Raw genomic sequence first — 19,288 nt, forward strand, 5'->3', positions numbered from 1 at the left:
AGCAATTCGCAGTGCAGTGGGATACATCGTTGGTAAAGATCCATCGCTGTTGATGGGATGGGGCACAAAGACCCAGCCATGCTGGCGAGAGTTTATCAACACTTGTCACACAATCCCGAGCACATGCGGGATCAAGCCAAGAAAGCGACCGGCAATTAGCGAGTTAGCCTTTTGGTTGTAAGATTGCCCTGCTCGGTGGCAGCCGAGCAGGGCGTTTCAGCGAGCCTTTCGGTCGCCTCTGATGGTTCGTTAACCGTTACTCAAGCTGAATGTGTTTGAGTTGGGGACGAGTCTTTCGCTGCGGCTGCACAGGGATCTGCTGACTCCGACATTCATCCAAATAGGACTGAATGTCTTCGGATCGAAATCGGATCGCACCGCGACCATTGCCAATGCGAAGCACCGGAATCTTGCCAGCTTCAACCAGCTGATAAATTAGACTGCTCGATACACATAGCCATTTCGCCACATCAGCGACGGTCAAGAGGCTGTCTGGGTTTGATTGCTCAGTTGTCATGTCAGTTGTTCTCCTTAAAAGAGTCGCCGCTCGACTTGATTGCCGTAGACTGTCCATGGCGTATCTGGCTGTTCCTCACGACCATAGAGTTCGAGATAGGGACCCGGGCTTACCCGTTCGATGAGTTGGCGGATTGCAAACGGTTTTCGGCTGTGAAGGGACCGCTTGTGCAACAGCCCGCTCTGGCAAGACTTGTCCGCAAACGGAAGACTTCCACGCACGCCCGGCAGCAGGAATTCGTGTGAGACACGCCAATAGTTGCCCATGCCAAGTTGAGGCTTGATCCAAATCAGGCAAGACTTGAACGTGAAGCCCCAGGCTTCCATGACTTGAAACGACTCACGCAAAAAAGCGTTTGTTGCCCACAGGTGCAGATGAAGGGCGGGGCTGCCGCCGGGGTCAGGCTGGGTTTTCGGTTTTCGTCGCGATATACTACGGGAGGACCGTGGGGACATAGCACCGCAGAGGCTATTGACTTGGCGCCCTGTAGCGGAAACTATGACGGCATTGAGCTTGCTGAATCGGTAACCAATGAGGTGCGTGATGGCACGGATGAGTCGAGCGGAAGTCTTTGATCCGGGCGAAGTCGCGGTCGGACACGTGTTTAGCCGTACCGTCAGACGGTGCTTTCTCATGGGCGATGATCCTGTCTCTGGGAAGAACTTCGACCATCGCAAACGCTGGATCGAGGAATATTTGCAGCAATTCGCCGCGTATTTCGGTATCGATCTGCTTTGCTATGGTTTGCTAGCAAATCATTTTCATTTGATTCTTAGGTCTCGACCGGACGTCGTTGCGACTTGGAGCGATGAAGAAGTCGCCCGTAGGTGGATGTTGCTGTGCCCCAACCATCGCAAGGCGGACGGGTCGCCGATGGAACCGACCCAACCGGAGATCAACTCCATCGCCGGTTGTCCGGTTAAGCGTGAAGAGATTCGCCGTCGTTTGAGTGATCTGAGTTGGTGGATGCGGTTGCTGTGCCAGCGTGTGGCAATGCGGGCCAACCGTGAGGACGAAGAACACGGTCGCTTCTTCCAGGATCGATACAAGGCGACGCGGCTCACCGATGAGGCATCTGTGTTGGCTTGTGCGGCCTATGTGGATCTCAATCCGATTCGGGCGGCGATGTGCGAGCGGATCGAAGACAGTGATTTCACCTCGGCTCAGCGGCGAATCCAAGCCGAGCATGAAGAAGTTCACGAAACGCCACCCGACGAAACGCCACCCGACGAAGCGACACGTCACCAAACGCCACCCGACGAAGCCACGGGCGAGCGATCCGAACCGATCGCGAAATTGCGGCATCGTCGCGATTCGTTTCTGTCGCCTGTTTCGATCGACGAGCTGCTTGATCCGATCGGCCCGTGTGGCAGTGCCACGCCGGAGCGTTGCAGTGACAAGGGATTTTTAGCGATGTCGCTGGCGGACTACTTGGAACTATTGGACTGGACGGCCCGTCAGGCGGCCTCAGGCAAACGCGGCAAGACGCCCGCAAGTGTGCCGCCCCTTCTCCAGCGACTCGGTTTGGATCAAGCGTCTTGGTGTGAGTTGGTCAGCGACTTCGGCAAGCTGTTCTGCACCGTTGCCGGTAGCCCCGACAGTGTCGACTCCATGCGGAGTCACGGCACTCATCGACGTTATCATTTGCGTCGCCGGGCACGCGAGCTATTCGCGGTCACGGACTAACGTCCGGGATCAGCATCTTATTTACTTCAGCTCATCGGCCCAACAGGCCGATCGTGGATGAGGCATGCGATTTTCTCATCGCAAACGCCGCCAGGCGAGGCAAAACCAAAGCTGTCGAGGCTTCGGTGCAGGCGACTGTTGTTGAATCAGGGATGTAGCTTTGTCAAGCTAGATGCGGATGAGCTGGCAAAGTGTCGTGTCCCCAGGCTCGTGCCTGTGTCCCCAGGCTCGTGCCTTAGTTGGAGAGCGCCATGTGTCGGACGGTTGTTTGATCTCAGTGTTCCAGAAATCGTTTAACGGCAAGCCGCAGGCGTCAGTGTTTTCAGCGGCTCGGAGACGCCTGCGGCTTGCCGTTAAACGAAGCCCTGACACATGTTACGAAAACTCCCCGACGCGAACCTGGCGCTGTCCAGTTAGAACCCGAACAGTTCAAACACAAACTCAGGTGGTCCGGGAAGAGTGAAGCCTTCGCCGCTTTCCCACGCCTCTAGAACCTCGACGGGTGGCCCCGGAAGGCCAAGCTCCTTCGCGAATTCCTGACGCGCGACAATCCATGGCGGCGGTCCCATCGGGCGACTTGGCTGCTCGCCGCTTTGCCATGCTTCAACAACCCACGCAGGCGGTCCGTACGTCGGCGGGGTCGGAGCCTCGCCAGTCGCCCACGCATCAAGCACCCATGCCGGAGGCCCTGCGGCGGCTGGTTTTTCGGTGGGTTGCTGTCCGTTTGCGTCGGACGACATGGTGATGGCTGCTGCAACCAGTGCCAACGCAATCCCATTGAAACTCGTGATCTTCGTTCGCATCGAATTCTCCTTGAAACATTGTGGTAGAAACAAAACAACTGATCTGCTGCGTAGTGGACGAGATCACGAGTCCAGAAACGACGGCATCGGAAAGGGACTCGTGACCTCGTCCACTACGGCCAGCCTTTCTTTTCAGCTGTCTCGAACCACTAGTGATTCGTTGCGGCGGTTTGGTTACACGGTCTCTTCTGAAATTTCTGAGTTCGACCTCGGACCAGCTTTGCAGTTGCCGAAAGCTGCGGCCGGACTCGTCAGAATTACGACGAGCTTGGACCGAACCGCGAAGTGCGACCACGCTCGCGAAACGGAGATCGATAAACTTTGGAAAATTCCCACGCGGCCTGTAACCAATCGAGGAAACGTGGCCACTGATGTCTGGGCGAGGTGTTTCTGGTAGGAAATCAGACACTTCTCGCTGATCACCACCACGTAGGTCATCCTCTCCGAGGCTGATGCGAGCAGTGAAACGGTTGTTTCCAGTCTCGGAGAGAGCTTTTTTGCGAGGAGCTAAATCGATTCCCGGCACAATGAGAGCGAGAGGTCGGGCTGTTTTTTCACTCTCCCTCTGAGACGCCCCTCCCCGCTCGTTCCTCGCGACCCTTCCACAGGGAGAGTGAAAGGATCACGCTCTCATAATCACGAAGACCTAGTTAGTATCCCGATCAATAACGGAGACGGCGTCGTGACGCCAATAGAAATGCAAGCCACCGTCGGTGACTCGGACAAGTAGATGAGAACACTAACCCTAACGCCGAACTATTTCGCTCTGGATCAAAGTCTGGATCGCTTCTTCACGCTGGTGCTGGCAGCGGCGTTGCCTCATTCAGGCGCGACACCAGACGCATTGGTCGTCGCGGAGGAACGTCAGGAAATTGCGGCAGCAAGAGGTGGCGATGACGACGCGTTCCGGCGCATTGTTCAGCGATACCAATCGACGATTGCGACGCAAATGCAACGCTTCAGTCGCGATCCAACGGTTGTGGAAGAACTGGTTCACGATGTCTTTGTCGAAGCGTTTGTGAGCTTGAACGCGTTTCGTCATCGCAGTCCGTTTGAACATTGGCTACGTAAAATTGCAGTTCGCGTTGGGTATCGCCTTTGGAAAACGCAAGCTCGTGATCGACAACGTCGCGATGCGTTGTTGAGCGAACCGACTTTGCAAGCGGCTTTGCAGACGCCTTGCCAAACCGCATCCGATGCGAATGATCGGCTGCATATGGTGCTGGAAATGATGTCGCACCGCGATCGACTGGTGTTGACGCTGCTGTACTGGGACGACTGCACTGTAGCCGAAGCGGCTGAGTTGGCGGGTTGGACGCAGACGATGGTGAAAGTGCAAGCTCATCGAGCCCGAAAGAAACTGAAGCGGCTGTTGGAAGAAATCAACATCGAGGAGACGAACCATGACGCCTGACCATTCCGAACAATGGCTGCGAGAGCTTGCGTCCCGCAGCTCAACTGCTCCGCCGCCAGCGATCGACGTAACCGACTCGGTGATGTCCAGCATTCACGACATGCGTTCCATCGCGATTCCGTTTGACCGAACGCCACTTATTTTCGGTGGCATCACGATCGCGACGGCCGCATCGTTGATGGTCGTCTTGTTGCCAAGTTTGACCACCATGACTCAACCATGGATCAGCTTCTGGCTGCTATGAAATCAATCGCATGAATGAATCAACTCAATCATCATCGAAATCCATTCCATTGCAGCGTTGGCGTCGCGCTCTGCCGGCTTGGGTGCAGGTCTGCGTTCTGCTGTTGGTCTTTGCCAGCGGCATTGGTGTCGGTGCAGTCGGTGCATCGCAATACATGCTGTCGCGTATGCAACACTACCGGGAGAATCCGGAAGTCTTTCCCGAAGAGCTTTCCGCCAAGCTGCAAAGCCGCATGAACATGAGCGACGACCAGACATCGAAAGTACGCGATATCGTCACCCTTCGCCACGGAAATATTACGTCGCTGCGAGACGCCTCAGCACCCGGAATTTTGCAAGAGTTCTCTCTGATGGAACAAGAGATCGCTGACGTGCTCGATCCGGCCCAACGCGAGCAGTGGCACGAAACCGCCGACTGGGTCCGCAAAACTTTCTTGCCGACTGATCCCGCAGCACGTGACGTGGGCAATCCAGAATGAGTACCGTCACGCCGAAGCGAATCATTTGGAAGCGTCTGCTGTTCATTCCTCCCGTCCTACTCGGGATCGGAGTGCTGATTTTTGCGGCACAGCTGCGCACCGGGGCGGAACGTGTTCCCGAAGAAGAAGTCAGTCGAACGCTGCGTGTCATGCAAGTCGCCCGCATTCCTTTTGTGCCACGCGCAATCGGCTATGGAAATTCTCGACCCGCCCGAACTTGGGAAGCAGTCGCCGAAGTCAAAGGGCGAATCACCGAATTGAATCCGCAGCTTAAGCCCGGCGCATTCGTATCGGCTGGAAGCACTCTGTTGCGGATCGACGAAACGGATATCAAGATCGCGATCGCTCGGTTGGAGGCGGAGATCGAACGAGCCAATGCGAGCTTGGCGGAACTGGAAGTCAACGAGCAAAACTATCAGGCTGCCATCGCATTGGAGGAGGAATCGCTGGCTGTGGTCGAGAACGATCTTTCACGATCCAAGTTGCTTGCCACAAAGAACGCAACCTCCGCCGCAGAAGTCGACTCAGTACGCCGCAGTGTGATCTTACAGCGGCAAATGGTCCAATCGGTGAAAACCAAACTGAACCTGATCCCCGTGCAGATTGCATCCGCGAAAGCCAACATCCGATCCGCAAACGCAAATCTTGACGAAAAACGCCGCGACTTAGAACGCTGCACCATCGTGGCGCCATTCGACTGCCGCATTGGCCCTGTCGATCTTGAAGAAGGCCAATACCTTATTGCGGGAGAACGCTTGTTCGTAGCGCAGACAACCGATCGCTTTGAAATCGAAGCCCAAATTCCAGTCCCGCAATTGCGACGCCTTTTCAACGATAATTTGCGCCGAGGCGATCGCGCCCAAGCAATGGATGACAATGAACGCTCGATCACTCGCTATTTTAATGTGCAGGTTACGGTTCGCTATTCTGTTACCGGCGAAGAGCATCAACGTTCAGGAACCCTCGTTCGGATTCGCGAAGAGCTGGATCGACAGACGCGCGACGGTAGCTTGGTCGTGGCGATTGAGAACCCTGCCGACGACGATGAAACTGGGCCACCGCCGCTCAGTGGCGCAATGTGCGAAGTGGAATTGCGCGGCGATGTCATCGCAGAACAGGTCGTGATCCCGCTATCGGCCCTGCATGATGACCATGTGTTCGTGTTGGATGCCGATAGCCGCCTACAGCGTCGGGGCGTCACCGTGGATCAGACTCAATCGGATTGCGTTGTGCTACGCTCCGGATTGAATGTAGGCGAAACTCTCGTCGTATCCGATCCCACGCCCGCCATCGTTGGGCAGTTGATCCGTGCCGAAGACGACTATTTTCTCGCGGCAACCCTGCGGCGAGAAGCGTCTGGTGAGGAACCGCTGCGGTGATCGCTTATTTCACGCGACATCCCACGGCAGCCAACTTGCTGATGATCGTGCTGCTGTTTTTGGGACTGACTGCCATTCCCAAGTTGAAACGTGAAACGCTGCCGGACATCACGCCGAACCAACTGCAAGTCTCGGCCATGTATCCGGGAGCCTCTGCCGAAGAGGTTGAAAAATCCGTCGTTACCAAAATCGAGGAAGCGATCGACGGAATCCAGTTCGTCAAGGAGATCGTGTCCGATTGCCGTGAAGGCATCGGGGCAGTCACCGTCGAGATGGCAACGGGCGGCCACTCGATCGTGTTTAAGGACGAAATCGCGACCGCGGTCAAAGCCATTAATGACTTTCCGTCCAGCGTGGAGACGCCGATTGTTTCGCAAATCGCCGAGACCGACCGGGTGCTGACTGTTTTGGTGACAGGCGATCTATCGACGGGCGATTTGAAGACGCATTGTGAGGCGATCAAACGTCGCTTAGTCCAAATCCCTGAAGTCGACCTTGTTGACGTCACAGGTTTTTCAGAACGGCAAATTCGCGTCGAGCTGTCGATTGAAGCCATCCGCCGCTTCGGATTGACTGTTAAACAAGTCGCCGATCTCGTTCGTGCTCAGAACAGCGACTCACCGGCAGGCGGCTTGAAAAGTGATCAACGGGAACTTCTCCTAAGATTCGCAGACGAACGTCGAACGCTGAACGATCTCAAACAGTTGGTTGTCCTCGGCAATGCGTTCGGTTCGGAGGTTCTGTTGGGCGACATCGCCACGGTGACGGAATCCTTTTCGGCCGAAGAACAGAAAACGTTACTCAATGGCCAGCGTGCCGGAGTGCTGGTTGTTCGCAAGTCGAAGGCGGACGATATCATTCGCGTCGCGGACGCAGTCAGACGATTTGTCCAACAAGAGCAGGAACGCTATCCGATGATCACGCTGACGATCTCGGGCGATAGCTCGTCACTGGTACAAGATCGACTGGCTTTGCTGCTAAAGAATGGCGGACAAGGGTTCGTGTTGGTCTTCGCAACGCTGTGGTTGTTCTTCAACTGGCGATTGTCTTTCTGGGTTGCCGCCAGTTTGCCCGTCTCATTCCTCGGGGCCATCTTCTTCATGCCGCTGCTTGGACTGAGCATTAACATGTTCACGCTGTTGGGCATGCTGCTGGCGCTGGGCATTCTAATGGACGACGGAATCGTGATCGCGGAAAACGTGGCCGCCCATCGATCCCGAGGTGCGACCGCCCTGCAGGCCGCGATCGACGGCGTTTCCGAAGTTGCCGCTGGCGTTTTCTCGTCGTTCATCACCACCCTCTGTGTGCTCGGACCCTTGGCGTTCATCAGTGGGCGAATCGGCGAAGTCTTAGGCGTCATTCCAGTGATGTTGATTGTCGTTTTGACGGTCAGCTTGGTTGAAGCGTTTTTCATTCTGCCCGCACACTTGGGCCACGCACTCGAGCACGGAGATGTCAGTAGACCGAATCGCTGGCGCAGACGCATTGACGCTGCGTTTGAATTCCTTCGTGAACGCGTCTTCGGAACACTCGTTGATGCAGCCGTGAGTCATCGCTATCTGACACTTGGGCTAACCGTTGGAACTCTGTTGGCAACGATGGGGCTGCTCGCCAGCGGCACGCTGAAGTTTCTACCATTCCCGCAAGTCGAAGGTGACACAGTCGTCGCGCGGGTGGTTTTGCCTGCCGGAACTCCGTTGGAGCGAACGGAATCAGTGATGTTGGCCTTGTCGAACGGTCTCGATCGGGTGAACTCAAAACTGCAACCTGCTCAGCCGGAAAGCCAGCCGCTGGTTCAGAACCGAACGCTGGAATATGGAATCAACACCGAAGCGTTCGAGTCCGGGGCTCATGTCGCGACCATGACCGTCGAACTGCTGACGGTCGACCAACGCACGGCGCGAATCGACGACGTGATCGCGGCATGGAAGCAGGAGGTCGGTTCGCTGGCCGATGTGCTGTTGCTCACGATCTCGGCAGATTCGTTTGGCCCCGCCGGACGACCGATTGAACTGCGTTTAAAAGGCAACGACTTGGCGGAGTTAAAGCTCGCCAGCGCGGAGACGCTCGCGTGGTTCTCGCAATTCAAAGGTGTCCGCAACCTGTCCGACGACTTGCGAAAGGGCAAGCCGGAAATCCAGTTTCGATTGGCGACTGGTGCAACGGCACTGGGACTGACGACCTCTTCTGTGGCCGAACAGGTCCGAGCCGGGTTTCAAGGCGTGGATATCGGTGAAGTTCAGCTTGGCGATGAATCGCGAACGATCAACGTCGGCTTGGAATGGCTCGACCGCGATGGACTCAGTGACCTCGATGTTTTTCCAATCTCACTTGCCGATGGCAAACTGGTACCGCTGGCAACCGTTGCCGATCATCAGTCGACACGCGGTTGGTCGCGCATCAGTCGCGTCGATCGGAGCCGCGCTGTGACCGTGTTCGGCGACGTCGACTCCCGTATCACCAGCGGCAGTGCACTGGTTGCTCGTTTCCGCAACGAACAAGCCGATGCGTTACGCGACCGATTTCCCAGTGTTCAATTCGACTTCGGTGGTGAGACCAAAGAGACCCGCACGACCATCGTTTCCCTCGCGACCGGCGCCGCCATCGGTTTGGTAGGCGTCTTTGTGCTGCTTAGTTTCCAGTTTCGCAGCTACTTCGAGCCGCTTGTCGTGATGGCTGCCATTCCGTTTGCTTTGATCGGAGTTCTTTGGGGACACGTGATTGTCGGCATCGACATGACCATGCCCAGCGCGCTCGGCTTCGCGTCTCTTGCCGGCATCGTCGTCAACGATTCCATCTTGCTGGTCTTGTTCTTAAAAGAGCGGCGGTTAGAAAACACAGACATTCTCTCGGCAGCGACTTCTGCAAGCCGCGAACGCTTCCGAGCCATCGTGCTAACGTCACTTACCACGGTTGCTGGTTTGCTTCCGTTGATCTTCGAGACCAGCCTGCAAGCACAGGTTCTGATTCCGATGGCCGTCAGCATCGCCTTCGGCATCATGACGTCAACAGTTCTCGTTTTGCTAGTCGTACCCAGCCTCTACGCCGTGTTGGCCGACCTCGGCTTTGTGTCCAACGACGCGGCTGTTTCCGGGTTGTCTTAGCATTAGCTGGACAGCGCCAGGTTCGCATCAGGACTTTTGCGTGCAACTATTTGTTTAACGGCAAGCCGCAGGCGTCAGTGTTTTCAGCTGCTCGCAGACGCCTGCGGCTTGCCGTTAAACGATTTCTGGAAAACACTGAGATCAAGTACGCCTGCGGTAGTGGGCTGGCGGCCCGCAAACGATATCGTTCGTTCGGTCGGTTTATCAAAGCGTTCCGCAACTCGGCGACAGCCGAAACCGATTACCCCTTGCGACTGCCCCACGATTACCAGTACAGCGACGCCGATCCGAAGTCGGTCGTGCAGCCAGCTACTCCATTTGGCGATTCCGTCGATCTCACTGTTGGCCCAAGTCGTTCGGCAGCCTATGCCGCTTGGATGACGAGCGATTCAAATCCACGTTTTGCGAAAGTCATTGCCAATCGCTTGTGGAAGCGCGCGATGGGCATCGGTTTAATCGAACCGGTGGACGATCTGGATTCGGGTGATGCCGTAGGAGACAAGCGATTACTTCAATACCTCACGCAACTCATGCGTGACGTGAACTACGACTTGATTAAGTTTCAAAAGATTCTGTACCGCACCGAACTGTTTCAGCGGAGGGCGGTCAACTTTGAAATTGGCGATGGGCAACGATTCCTCTATCCCGGACCTCGGCATCGTCGGATGAGTGCGGAGCAAATTTGGGACTCCATGGGAATCCTGATCCGCGCGGACTTTGATGGTACGATCGCAAAGAAACGCGAAACCTTGGGAAGTCGATACAAAAAGAATACGTACAACACGCTGCGACAATTGAATGATGGCGAAGCAATTTTACAGCGCACCGAAGCGGTGGCCGAGCTGGTCGCGTCAGCAACGGAGAAAACGTACGAGTACCGACGCGAATTTGATAAATTGGCTGCCAGTAAAGACGATGCCGCTGCCAGCCGCTGGCTTGATAAGCTGCTCGCCGAAAACGATCGCGACCTATCTAAGTTTTCAGAACTGACAGGAAATGGCGACGATCCCGGTCCCGCCAAAATGGCGCAAACTGGATTTCACAACCAACGACAGGCACTCGTTCGCATCGCAACGACCAAATTCCCAAAATTGAAGGATCGCTACATCAAGCACTTCTTTCACGATACGCCCGGCAAGATCGCGGCGCAGGCCCGAAACGACAAAAAAAATGCTGCGATTCAGAACGAGTTGAAACGGCTAAAAGCCACAGGCGACGCTGCGGCTGTCAAGCGTTTTCAGCGAGCGCTTGCTCATCAGGAAAAGACTGCTGGAATCAAACGCGCCTCGGAGCTTGGCAATCCTTCCCCAGAGACTCATTTATTGCGAGAGATGGGCCAGAGCGATCGCGAGCTAATCAACAACAGTCGTCGCGAATCCAGCATTCCGCTCCATCTTGAGTTCCGAAACGGATCCATTGTGAGCCAGCTCAACGATCCAGAAACGCAACTATGGTCACATTTGAGAGAGCTTGACTCAAACACCGCGATCATTCGTTCACTCTATCAGCAAATGCTGACGCGCCCACCTCGACCCGAGGAACTGGAGCTCCTGCGTCCCGAATTTCAATCCACGACCAACGATGGAATCGAGACAACAGTCTGGATACTGCTCAATACTGCTGAGTTTGTATTTCTCCCATAGGGGAAAAATCACGCTGTACGCCAATCGACATTGTTGGGCAATTTCACTTCTATGGCGAAGGAGTGCAGACAATCTAGTAAGCCCGAAACGCTCCTCAACGTGATGATGACCCCGGTTTGGTTCGGATGCTCGGCCTGACTCTGAATTGAGTTGAGGCTCGAACCGAATTGCTCTCTCTCTAGTCGAAAATGACAAATCCCTCGGCCACCAAACATCTTGTGACCGGGGGATTTTTGGTTCGGATTGTGATCCGGTTTTTCGAAACTCCCCGAGGCGGTCGCTATCCGAACCGGGAATTCGTCGAGCTAGGTGCCTTTCGTACCAAGAGGTTACGTCGATTGCCTTACATCGAATGTTCAAGTGGAACTCCATTTTGGACCGAATTCGCGTGGAGTCCGAATCAGCCAAGCCGAAGCGGGATCGCATGCGATTGGCACATCATTATCAGGCATTGCCGGCTACTGGGGAGTTTGAATCGCGGGCGGCACTCGCTCGGCATCTAGGAGTCAGCCGTGCACGCGTCACTTAAATGTTTGAAACGACTGGATAAGGGTTGACGATGCCCAAGTCGCCGATGGCGAAACCTAAGCTTCCTCTCGGCGATGTGCGATATCAGAATCACTTTGAATCCTTAGTCACAAAGTCGGGGAGACGTTTGTCATTGGGGTCAACGATTCGCACTCGCTTGTCGTTTTTCAGTTTTGGGCCAGGAGTGCTGCGGCCGTTGTCCACCTGTTCGCGGAGCAGGTCTGCCATGCTCTTGACGCGGTCGGCGTGACCGGCGGCGAGGTTGTGGCTTTCGGTTGGATCCTCAGCGAGGTTGTAGAGCTGGACGAATGGAGGCTTCAGCAGATCGGCTTCGGTTGGTTTGCCGCCAAATTGGTCGAGTGCTGATCGCCACGCCTGTTCGGCGAGTGGTTCGTTGCCCGCTCCATTTTCGGAATTAACCTGCATGCCGCATGAAGGTGTGAGGCAGAGTTTCCAATCGCCTTGGCGAATCGCGAAGTGCATGGTCGATTCCATGACGAGATCGGTCCGAGTTCCTCGTGCTGACGGACTGCGTAGTAATGGTGCGAAGCTGATCGAATCGGGTGCTTCCGTTTGTCCCGTTACTTCACCGGTTAACTCCGCGAAGGTCGCCATCAAATCGCAGAGACCGACAAGCGAGTTGCACGTTGCTCCCTCGGGGATGACGCCGGGCCAGCTTGCAATCAGCGGAATTCGCAGACCTCCTTCGTAGATCGAGAACTTGTAGCCGCGATAAGGCCCGCTCGGAAAATGGCCCTTTTCTTCGAGCTGGTGAATCTGGGCTGGCGTTGCCTTGAGGATGTTGCCGGCGTAGGGCGCAGGCCCGTGATCGGAAGAGAACAGGATCAACGTGTTGTCACTCAACCCTTTGGCCTTGAGCGCGTCAGTAACTCGCTGAACCGAATGATCGACTTCCATCACGAAGTCGCCATACACGCCCAGTTTTGATTTGCCTTGCCATTTGACGCCGGGACTGGTTGGAGTGTGAGGTGCTGTTAGGGCGAGGAACAGAAAGAACGGTTGCTCGGTGGTCTGCTGTTCGAGGAAGGACTCCGCTTCTGTGTAGAAGGTTTCGAGGACTTCGTGATCCTCGAAATCCATCTCGGCAGGCCCGACTCGGTTGAATGCACTCCAGCCTTTTTGTGCGGTCACCGCCCCCTGCCAGACATTGTTCCGCGCAAACGCATAGGGATACATGTCGAGCGAACCGGGCAGGATAAAACTCTCATCAAAGCCAAATTGCACCGGGCCGTATCGAAGTGGCTTGGTGAAGTCGACGTTCGTGAGCCCTTGGTTCTCCCCGTCGCGCGTGGCCATCGTGGTGCCTAGATGCCATTTGCCAACGTAACCGGTTTGGTAGCCGGATCGTTTGAGCAGCTTGCCGAGCGTTGATCGCTCGGTGCCGGGACGAGGTCCAACGAATCCCCACGGCCCGTTGTTGGTCGTTGCGCCGAATCGCCAATTGTAGCGCCCCGTCATGATGGCTCGACGAGTGGGACCGCAAATGGAAGCATTCGCGTGCGCATCCGTGAAACGCAGTCCCCGCGCCGCAAGTGCGTCGATGTTGGGCGTGTCGATCAGGCAACGGTCACCGCCGTAACACTTGACGTCGCCGATCCCGAGATCATCGGCGAGGATGAAAACAATGTTTGGTTTCTCTACTGCGTGGGCAAATGAAGCCACGCACATCAATAGTGAAAGAAGTATGTATTTCATTGACTTATTGATGTCCTCGGAGCACTGCGGCCACTGTTCTTGCTTCTGTCCAGTTGCTGTTTCAGCTCTTTTACGATCTCCGGATGCTGGAAGTAGAGATTCGTTGTTTCACCCGGATCGTTCTCGATGTCGTAGAGTTGACCCGGTGCGTTGGGGGCTGATTCCGGCAGAGCGTATAAACTCTTCAGCTTGCCCCCGCCGTAGTTGTTGCCGCCGGAGCCTTTGTGATCGAGGTACTTCCACTTGCCTTTGCGAATCGCCAGCGCAAGGCTAATGGTCTGGTGGAGTGTAAAGTCCCGAACCTCTTCGTTCGTCTTGCCGAGCAGCACGGGGAGGACGCTCACACTGTCTTCGGCACTATCGCTGGGAAGATTCGCATCAACGATTTCCGCACACGTTGCCATGATGTCGGTCAGGCAGACGGTTTGGTCGACAACTGAGTTTGCCTTTACGCGTCCCGGCCAGCGGACGACCAACGGAACACGGTGGCCGCCTTCCCAGTTGTCTCGCTTCATCCCTCGCCACGGGCGAGCACCGTCGTGCTGATACTTCGATCGCATGTTGAGCACCGTGCCAACTTCCGGACCGTTATCGCTGGTGACGATCACTAACGTGTTATCCGCGATGCCGAGTGATTCGAGTTTCTCCAGCAATCGACCGACGATGTGATCAAATTCAAAGATGAAGTCACCGTGCGGACCGGCATCTGTCTTTCCCTGGAACTCCTTGCCCGGAAACGATGGCAGATGAACTGCTTGAAGTGAATGAAACAGAAAGAACGGCTTGTCGGGTTTCTGTTTGCGATGGCGATCGAGAAAGTCGAGACTCTTCTGCAAGAACACCATGTCGACTTCTTCATGGTCGAAGTCAGGCGCGATCATGCCGGGGCGACAGTCAAACGACCATTCGTGAGTCGGCAGCTTCGACTTGTCGACAATCTGCGTCGGCGGAACAGGGATGCGATCGCCGTCAATGAAAGCGTAAAGCCAGTCGCTGGTCGGGCAGCAAGCCGTGCCGAAGAAGTGATCGAACCCGCGATGGATCGGACCGTCAGTTATTCCGCGTGAGTAATCGACTCGCCGAACGGCATCCACACCGCGATTGGCTTTCACGCTGCGGTCAGCGTCCTTCGGCGGCTCTTTGTCATCAATCACATTGCCGTCGCGATCGAGAAACGACATACCGATATGCCACTTTCCGAACATGGCCGTTTCGTAACCTTGATCGCGTAACATCCCGGGAAGCGTCAGCCGGTCTTTTGTGATTAGGCACGGGCCGCCGACTCCCGTGAACACACCGGCGTAGTTAAGTCGAAATGCCATTCGCCCCGTCATGATGCTGTAGCGGGTCGGCGTGCAAACGGTCGAAGGACTATGGGCGTCGGTGAACCGCATCCCTTCGCTTGCCATGCGATCAAGGTTCGGCGTTGGAGCTTTCGCTTCCGAGTTGTAACACCCAACATCGCCGTACCCGAGGTCATCGGCAAGAATCAGGACGATGTTCGGTTTGTCAGCGGCGGAGCCAACCGGCGCGATACTTAGCAAGCAGGCCAATGTGGTGAAGTAGACTCTGGTCACGTTACTTTTCTCCCAGCCAGCGACAGGCGTTCGCCAAAATCTGCATCACTTCGGGCTGCTTGTAGACGGGGAACGTTTCGTGGCCCGGTCGGAAGTAGAAGACGGTGCCTTTTGCGATCTTCCACGTCATGCCGCTGCGAAATCGTTCTCCCGACTCCCACGTTTCTTCAAAGACAACTTCGTCCGGCTCCGGAACGTGAAAGGGTTCGTCGTACATTTCGGTACTTCGCATCGCCATTGCTTTCGGCAGTCCCTCCGCGATTGGATGATCGGGCTTCATCACCGTCAACGTGCTTGGCGCACCGTCGGGCCGATACGCCGGAAAACAGCAGTTGGGAAGATCGACGCGGACTTTTGCTAAGTTCTTCCCTTGCTTCAGCGCCAGATAGGCAGGCGTGACGATCGAGTCGCGTGTCGGGACCATCCGTCCCGGCGGACGAACGAATTCAAACTCGATCGGCTTGCCACCTTCAGCAGGCGTGTACTTTCGGCGTGCATCGAACATTGTGCGTTCATTCATCGCCTCCATGAACGGCGTCGAAAAGTGCGCCGAATGAAGGAAGATCATGTTCAGTTTTCCGGACTTCAACCGCTTCATGATTTTGCGTTGTACGGTGTCCGGTGAGACTTCCCACTGCCGGACATGGCCCCACCAAATCATCACATCGGCCCAGTCGAGGTTTTCTGCTGTCAGTCCCTGCTCGGGGTCATTCAGGTTCACGCTCCGCAACTCGAAGTCGTCTGATGACGCATCGAGCCTGCTGGCAATTTCGTTACCGATGAAGTTCTCGTAAGCCTCCGCCTGCCGATCCTGCTGCTCGTCCCAAACGAGAATATGAATCGTTTCGGCCTGCAAAACGCTCGCATGAGCAGTCATTGCAAGACACAGAAGTAAGAAGATTCTCATCATGTCGGTGTTTCCTTCGTTTTAGTTATTGATGCTCACTCTGTTGGTGATGAATCCGCCAATTGATGAACTGTGTTTTGAATCGTGCCTGTAAACGTCTTGCCGCTTTCGCTCTTTAGCTTGTACGAAATCTGCATGCACCAAGTCGGACGCATGTGCGGTAACCGCAATGTGACCGATCGGCCGTCTTCCGAGACTTCGGCGGAATCAATCGTCAACGATTGTTCGTCGTAGAGGTCCGATCCGTAGTTTGCCGTTCGCTTCAGTGCCCATGTGTCGACGAGATAGCTGTTCGGATCAGATGCGGATTGCACATCGACAGCTTGCGAGAACGTGATCGTCATGCCTTCGCTGTGGGCGGCGAGCCCGATTGGCAGCAACGATTCTGCACCCGTGTAACGAATGCGATAAAGCCCACCGGGACTCTCGCTTTGATCGCTTCCCCAAGCGTGCATGCCGCAAGCGTACATCTGCCCGTTTTCTGGATGAAATCTCGCTCGCATCACGCCGGTCGGAAATTGTGGGAGTGGCAGCCGACACATTCCGCCTTGCCAGAAATCGCCGACCTTTTCATGCGGCACAATGTAGACTTTTCCGTAACCGTACGACAGATTCAGCAACGAACCGTTCAGTGGCCCCCACGCGTCACTGTTGACCCAAAGCAATTCTGATGGCGAGCGATCGAATGACTTGTTGGGCCAGCAAAGTGGTTGCTCCATTGCATTGTCACTCGAGTCGGCCGGAGCACCGTAGCTGTACATGTTCCCATAGAAGCCACCTTCAATGACGCGGTTGATCCGGTTCATTGGATTCCAGTGGCCTTCCTGATCCGTGACGAAAAACGAACCATCCGGATTCAGGCAAACACCATTGGCCGCTCGAAACCCATTGGCCAGAATCGTTGTCTTCATTCCATCGGCGCTCACTCGAAGTAGCGTTCCATGCTGAGGCACCAGCGAATCGCGTGCGTGACGGGCACTCTTGGCATAGTACAGGTTGCCTTCCGCGTCAGCCTGTAATCCCATCGCGAATTCGTGGAAGTGGTCAGTAACTTGATGATCGTTGTTGAAGCACTCGTAGAAGTCGGTTTCTCCGTCACCGTTGAGGTCGTTGAGGATGACGATCTGGTCTCGACAGGTGACAAAAATTCGACCGTCAACAATCTTGATCCCAAGCGGATGAAACAGCCCGGATGCAATCCGCCTCCAGTTGATCGAACCATTCAAATCTCTAGTGCTATCGACGATCCACACATCGCCGTCACAACAGCAGGCAACCAGACGATCGCCGCCCTTGAAAAAGTCCAGCCCCGACATGCGAAGCCGACTCTTCCACGGATTGCTGGTTGGACGCGTTAAAGTATCGACCGCGAAAGGACCATCATTCTTTGCATATTTCGGTGCCGTTGATTGAACCTCAGGCCATTGAGCAGGCCCGCCACGAGTCAGCAAGCTCAAGTCATCAATTTTGTCGAACTTTGAATTCACGACGCTCGGGCGAACATCATCTCCCGCGATCCGCAGTGTGAAGTTGATCGGAGTCTGCGCCGAAGGGATACGAACAACGGAAAAACCTCGGTCTTGCTCGATCGCCAGCGAATCTCCAGCCACCGCGGAATTCATCGAATCAGGTGCAACTCGCAGCGTCAGATCATGGGATGACTTGCCGACATTCAGCGTGCGAGTCCAAATCGTCGCGTCATCGTGTGTTTCGACGGCATGAGCTTCCAAGACATCGGCGTCACCGACTCTGTAGGAGGCGATCACTCGGTCGCCGTGCTTGTAAGTGCCTTTGTACTGTGCCCAGTCGCGCGGAAGCGGTCCGTAAGCACGTCCGTCTTTGCCAAGCATGCGAGGGTCCTCAAAGCTGCCGGTGATCGGATGTGCCCAACCGGGCCCGGGTAGACTCTCGAAGTGCAAGTCGCCGACGGTACGCGGAGTGACGGCGTGATTGCCGTTGAACAGGATTCCTTTCCAGTCGATGAACCCTTTTCCCGACCACGCTCCGGCGATTCGCATCGTATCGTGATCCAGTGCAATCCAGTGCGAACCCGCTGCGATCCCACCAACACCCTTGTCCAGTCGAATTGCGATTCCCTTGTAAGCAAAGTTCGTATCGGTCGGCCATGTTTCGCGGGGCGGGCGACCCTCCCGAGCCGCCAACTCGTTTTCCTCTTTGGAAATCGCAGGCCGAGCAGCTTTATTCAGTCCAGCCATTTCATAAGTACTAATCAGGAACGGACCGTAGTCCATTTCGCTCCACGGTTCGCTCTTGATTGGCGCCGGTCCACGAAGTTTCCCCTTCGGCAAGCTTGCAAGGTACGCATCGTCAATGTTGGTGAATTGTGAAGCGTTGTGAGGTTTCAGGTAAGCCTCACGGATGTAGTGAATGACATCATACTTTTGCTGCGGAACCAATTGCCGTTGCGACAGCATCATCTTGTAGCCGTGCGTGATCGTTTTGTAGAGCGAATAGGGATCGCTGCCGTTCTTGAACTCACCGTCAGCGAAACGTATCGCATTGGGCAGCGAACCAGCTTCGGCCAGTGTGCCATGGCAGTTGACGCACAAGCTGTCGTAGAGTGCTTTTCCACGGTTTCGCGATCGAGCATCCCATGATCGAATCAGTCCCGCATGATTGAGATCGCTTTCGTACGCGGGCAACGGCGGCGGAACGAGTAAGGAAACATCGGGTTTCAGACGAGCAGCATTTTCAGGTCCGGCTTGACCGAGTTCCACCAGATAGCTGACGAGGTCATAGAATTCGTCTATGTCTTGTAGCTGATTGATAAGCCCAACCGGCATCATTGAATTTGACGGCAACCGTTCTTCTATCTCATCCAGCGAGACTGTGCGGGTCTTCTCTTCGCCGGGGACAAAGATGACCAATTCGTCCTCGGATTTTCCGCGAATCATTCCGGTTAACAGACGACCGCTGTCTAACAGCAGTTTTTCGGACTCATAGCCTTTGCTGACTACTTTCGACGGGTCCAGAATGGACTCAATAACATGTTCGTAAGTTGCCCGCTCACTTAAATCGGACAAATCCGGTCCAAGCAACTTCGCTCCCTCACCGGCAGTATGACACTGCGTGCAACTCAGACCTTGACGATAGAACAGAATCGCACCCCGCGAAGGATTACCCAGTACTCGGGCATGACGAGCGATGTCGGAAATTGGCCGCTCGGAAAGTGTTGCTTCGAGATTTGGCGGTGCTGCACCAGTCGTTCCCGCCAACATGGCCAAACAGAAAGCGAGCATCGTGTGTAAAAACGGCTTTCGATACATATCTT

Annotated in this window: 14 protein-coding genes; 7 read left to right on the forward strand and 7 right to left on the reverse strand. The window is 55.3% G+C overall.

The window, feature by feature from the left end; translation table 11 throughout:
- Nucleotides 1–256: 256 nt before the first annotated feature.
- Nucleotides 257–517, reverse strand: coding sequence for a helix-turn-helix transcriptional regulator (locus Pla100_RS14555; RefSeq protein WP_197167945.1), 261 nt, complete (start codon nucleotides 515–517; stop codon nucleotides 257–259).
- Between the two features lie 14 nt (nucleotides 518–531).
- Nucleotides 532–1,152 (reverse strand): MT-A70 family methyltransferase, encoded by a 621-nt coding sequence (locus Pla100_RS14560; protein ID WP_315853478.1) that lies wholly within the window; start codon nucleotides 1,150–1,152, stop codon nucleotides 532–534.
- On the opposite strand from Pla100_RS14560, the gene Pla100_RS14565 reads away from it, so the two are divergent.
- Nucleotides 1,061–2,203 carry a hypothetical protein gene (locus tag Pla100_RS14565; protein WP_146578419.1) on the forward strand — a complete coding sequence of 381 codons (1,143 nt, stop codon included), beginning with the start codon at nucleotides 1,061–1,063 and terminating at the stop codon, nucleotides 2,201–2,203. The two genes, Pla100_RS14560 and Pla100_RS14565, sit on opposite strands and share 92 nt — an antisense overlap.
- A gap of 413 nt (nucleotides 2,204–2,616) precedes the next feature.
- Here Pla100_RS14565 and Pla100_RS14570 read toward each other — a convergent pair whose 3' ends face one another.
- Nucleotides 2,617–3,006, reverse strand: a complete 390-nt coding sequence (locus tag Pla100_RS14570; protein WP_146578420.1) for a hypothetical protein — start codon at nucleotides 3,004–3,006, stop codon at nucleotides 2,617–2,619.
- Between the two features lie 730 nt (nucleotides 3,007–3,736).
- Here Pla100_RS14570 and Pla100_RS14575 point away from each other — a divergent pair.
- The 6 genes from Pla100_RS14575 (at nucleotide 3,737) to Pla100_RS14600 (ending at nucleotide 11,268) form a co-directional block, all read left to right on the forward strand.
- Complete coding sequence (locus tag Pla100_RS14575; RefSeq protein WP_146578421.1) at nucleotides 3,737–4,420, forward strand: RNA polymerase sigma factor; 684 nt, start codon at nucleotides 3,737–3,739, stop codon at nucleotides 4,418–4,420.
- Complete coding sequence (locus Pla100_RS14580) at nucleotides 4,410–4,664, forward strand: hypothetical protein (RefSeq protein WP_146578422.1); 255 nt, start codon at nucleotides 4,410–4,412, stop codon at nucleotides 4,662–4,664. The genes Pla100_RS14575 and Pla100_RS14580 overlap by 11 nt, the downstream gene beginning before the upstream one ends.
- A 10-nt stretch (nucleotides 4,665–4,674) precedes the next feature.
- Nucleotides 4,675–5,142 (forward strand): hypothetical protein, encoded by a 468-nt coding sequence (locus Pla100_RS14585; protein ID WP_146578423.1) that lies wholly within the window; start codon nucleotides 4,675–4,677, stop codon nucleotides 5,140–5,142.
- Complete coding sequence (locus tag Pla100_RS14590) at nucleotides 5,139–6,521, forward strand: efflux RND transporter periplasmic adaptor subunit (RefSeq protein ID WP_146578424.1); 1,383 nt, start codon at nucleotides 5,139–5,141, stop codon at nucleotides 6,519–6,521. The genes Pla100_RS14585 and Pla100_RS14590 overlap by 4 nt, the downstream gene beginning before the upstream one ends.
- The gene (locus Pla100_RS14595) at nucleotides 6,518–9,625 is read left to right on the forward strand and encodes an efflux RND transporter permease subunit (RefSeq protein ID WP_146578425.1); all 3,108 of its coding nucleotides are present in this window, start codon (nucleotides 6,518–6,520) and stop codon (nucleotides 9,623–9,625) included. Before Pla100_RS14590 ends, Pla100_RS14595 begins: the two co-directional genes overlap by 4 nt.
- A gap of 77 nt (nucleotides 9,626–9,702) precedes the next feature.
- On the forward strand, nucleotides 9,703–11,268 hold the full coding sequence (locus Pla100_RS14600; RefSeq protein ID WP_146578426.1) for a DUF1553 domain-containing protein: 1,566 nt from the start codon (nucleotides 9,703–9,705) through the stop codon (nucleotides 11,266–11,268).
- Between the two features lie 618 nt (nucleotides 11,269–11,886).
- Here Pla100_RS14600 and Pla100_RS14605 read toward each other — a convergent pair.
- From Pla100_RS14605 to Pla100_RS14620, 4 genes are read right to left on the reverse strand one after another with little or no spacing between them, the layout of a single operon-like run.
- Nucleotides 11,887–13,512 (reverse strand): sulfatase family protein, encoded by a 1,626-nt coding sequence (locus tag Pla100_RS14605; protein ID WP_146578427.1) that lies wholly within the window; start codon nucleotides 13,510–13,512, stop codon nucleotides 11,887–11,889.
- A complete protein-coding gene (locus tag Pla100_RS14610) occupies nucleotides 13,509–15,089 on the reverse strand; it encodes a sulfatase-like hydrolase/transferase (protein WP_231603060.1) in 1,581 nt (526 codons plus the stop codon). The genes Pla100_RS14605 and Pla100_RS14610 overlap by 4 nt, the downstream gene beginning before the upstream one ends.
- Before the next feature lies 1 nt (nucleotide 15,090).
- Nucleotides 15,091–15,999, reverse strand: coding sequence for a ThuA domain-containing protein (locus Pla100_RS14615; protein ID WP_146578428.1), 909 nt, complete (start codon nucleotides 15,997–15,999; stop codon nucleotides 15,091–15,093).
- Nucleotides 16,000–16,031: 32 nt separating this feature from the next.
- Nucleotides 16,032–19,283 (reverse strand): DUF6797 domain-containing protein, encoded by a 3,252-nt coding sequence (locus Pla100_RS14620; protein ID WP_146578429.1) that lies wholly within the window; start codon nucleotides 19,281–19,283, stop codon nucleotides 16,032–16,034.
- Between the last annotated feature and the right edge of the window lie 5 nt (nucleotides 19,284–19,288).

This window comes from Neorhodopirellula pilleata (assembly GCF_007859915.1).
Classification (GTDB): domain Bacteria; phylum Planctomycetota; class Planctomycetia; order Pirellulales; family Pirellulaceae; genus Rhodopirellula; species Rhodopirellula pilleata.

Bases quoted from the DNA above. Each gene is read 5' to 3' on its own strand.
- Pla100_RS14590 (WP_146578424.1), top strand. From the start codon at position 5,139: ATGAGTACCGTCACGCCGAAGCGAATCATTTGGAAGCGTCTGCTGTTC.
- Pla100_RS14580 (WP_146578422.1), top strand. From the start codon at position 4,410: ATGACGCCTGACCATTCCGAACAATGGCTGCGAGAGCTTGCGTCCCGC.
- Pla100_RS14620 (WP_146578429.1), bottom strand. From the start codon at position 19,283: ATGTATCGAAAGCCGTTTTTACACACGATGCTCGCTTTCTGTTTGGCC.
- Pla100_RS14560 (WP_315853478.1), bottom strand. From the start codon at position 1,152: ATGAGAAAGCACCGTCTGACGGTACGGCTAAACACGTGTCCGACCGCG.
- Pla100_RS14615 (WP_146578428.1), bottom strand. From the start codon at position 15,999: ATGATGAGAATCTTCTTACTTCTGTGTCTTGCAATGACTGCTCATGCG.
- Pla100_RS14565 (WP_146578419.1), top strand. From the start codon at position 1,061: ATGGCACGGATGAGTCGAGCGGAAGTCTTTGATCCGGGCGAAGTCGCG.
- Pla100_RS14605 (WP_146578427.1), bottom strand. From the start codon at position 13,512: ATGAAATACATACTTCTTTCACTATTGATGTGCGTGGCTTCATTTGCC.
- Pla100_RS14575 (WP_146578421.1), top strand. From the start codon at position 3,737: ATGAGAACACTAACCCTAACGCCGAACTATTTCGCTCTGGATCAAAGT.
- Pla100_RS14555 (WP_197167945.1), bottom strand. From the start codon at position 517: ATGACAACTGAGCAATCAAACCCAGACAGCCTCTTGACCGTCGCTGAT.
- Pla100_RS14570 (WP_146578420.1), bottom strand. From the start codon at position 3,006: ATGCGAACGAAGATCACGAGTTTCAATGGGATTGCGTTGGCACTGGTT.
- Pla100_RS14585 (WP_146578423.1), top strand. From the start codon at position 4,675: ATGAATGAATCAACTCAATCATCATCGAAATCCATTCCATTGCAGCGT.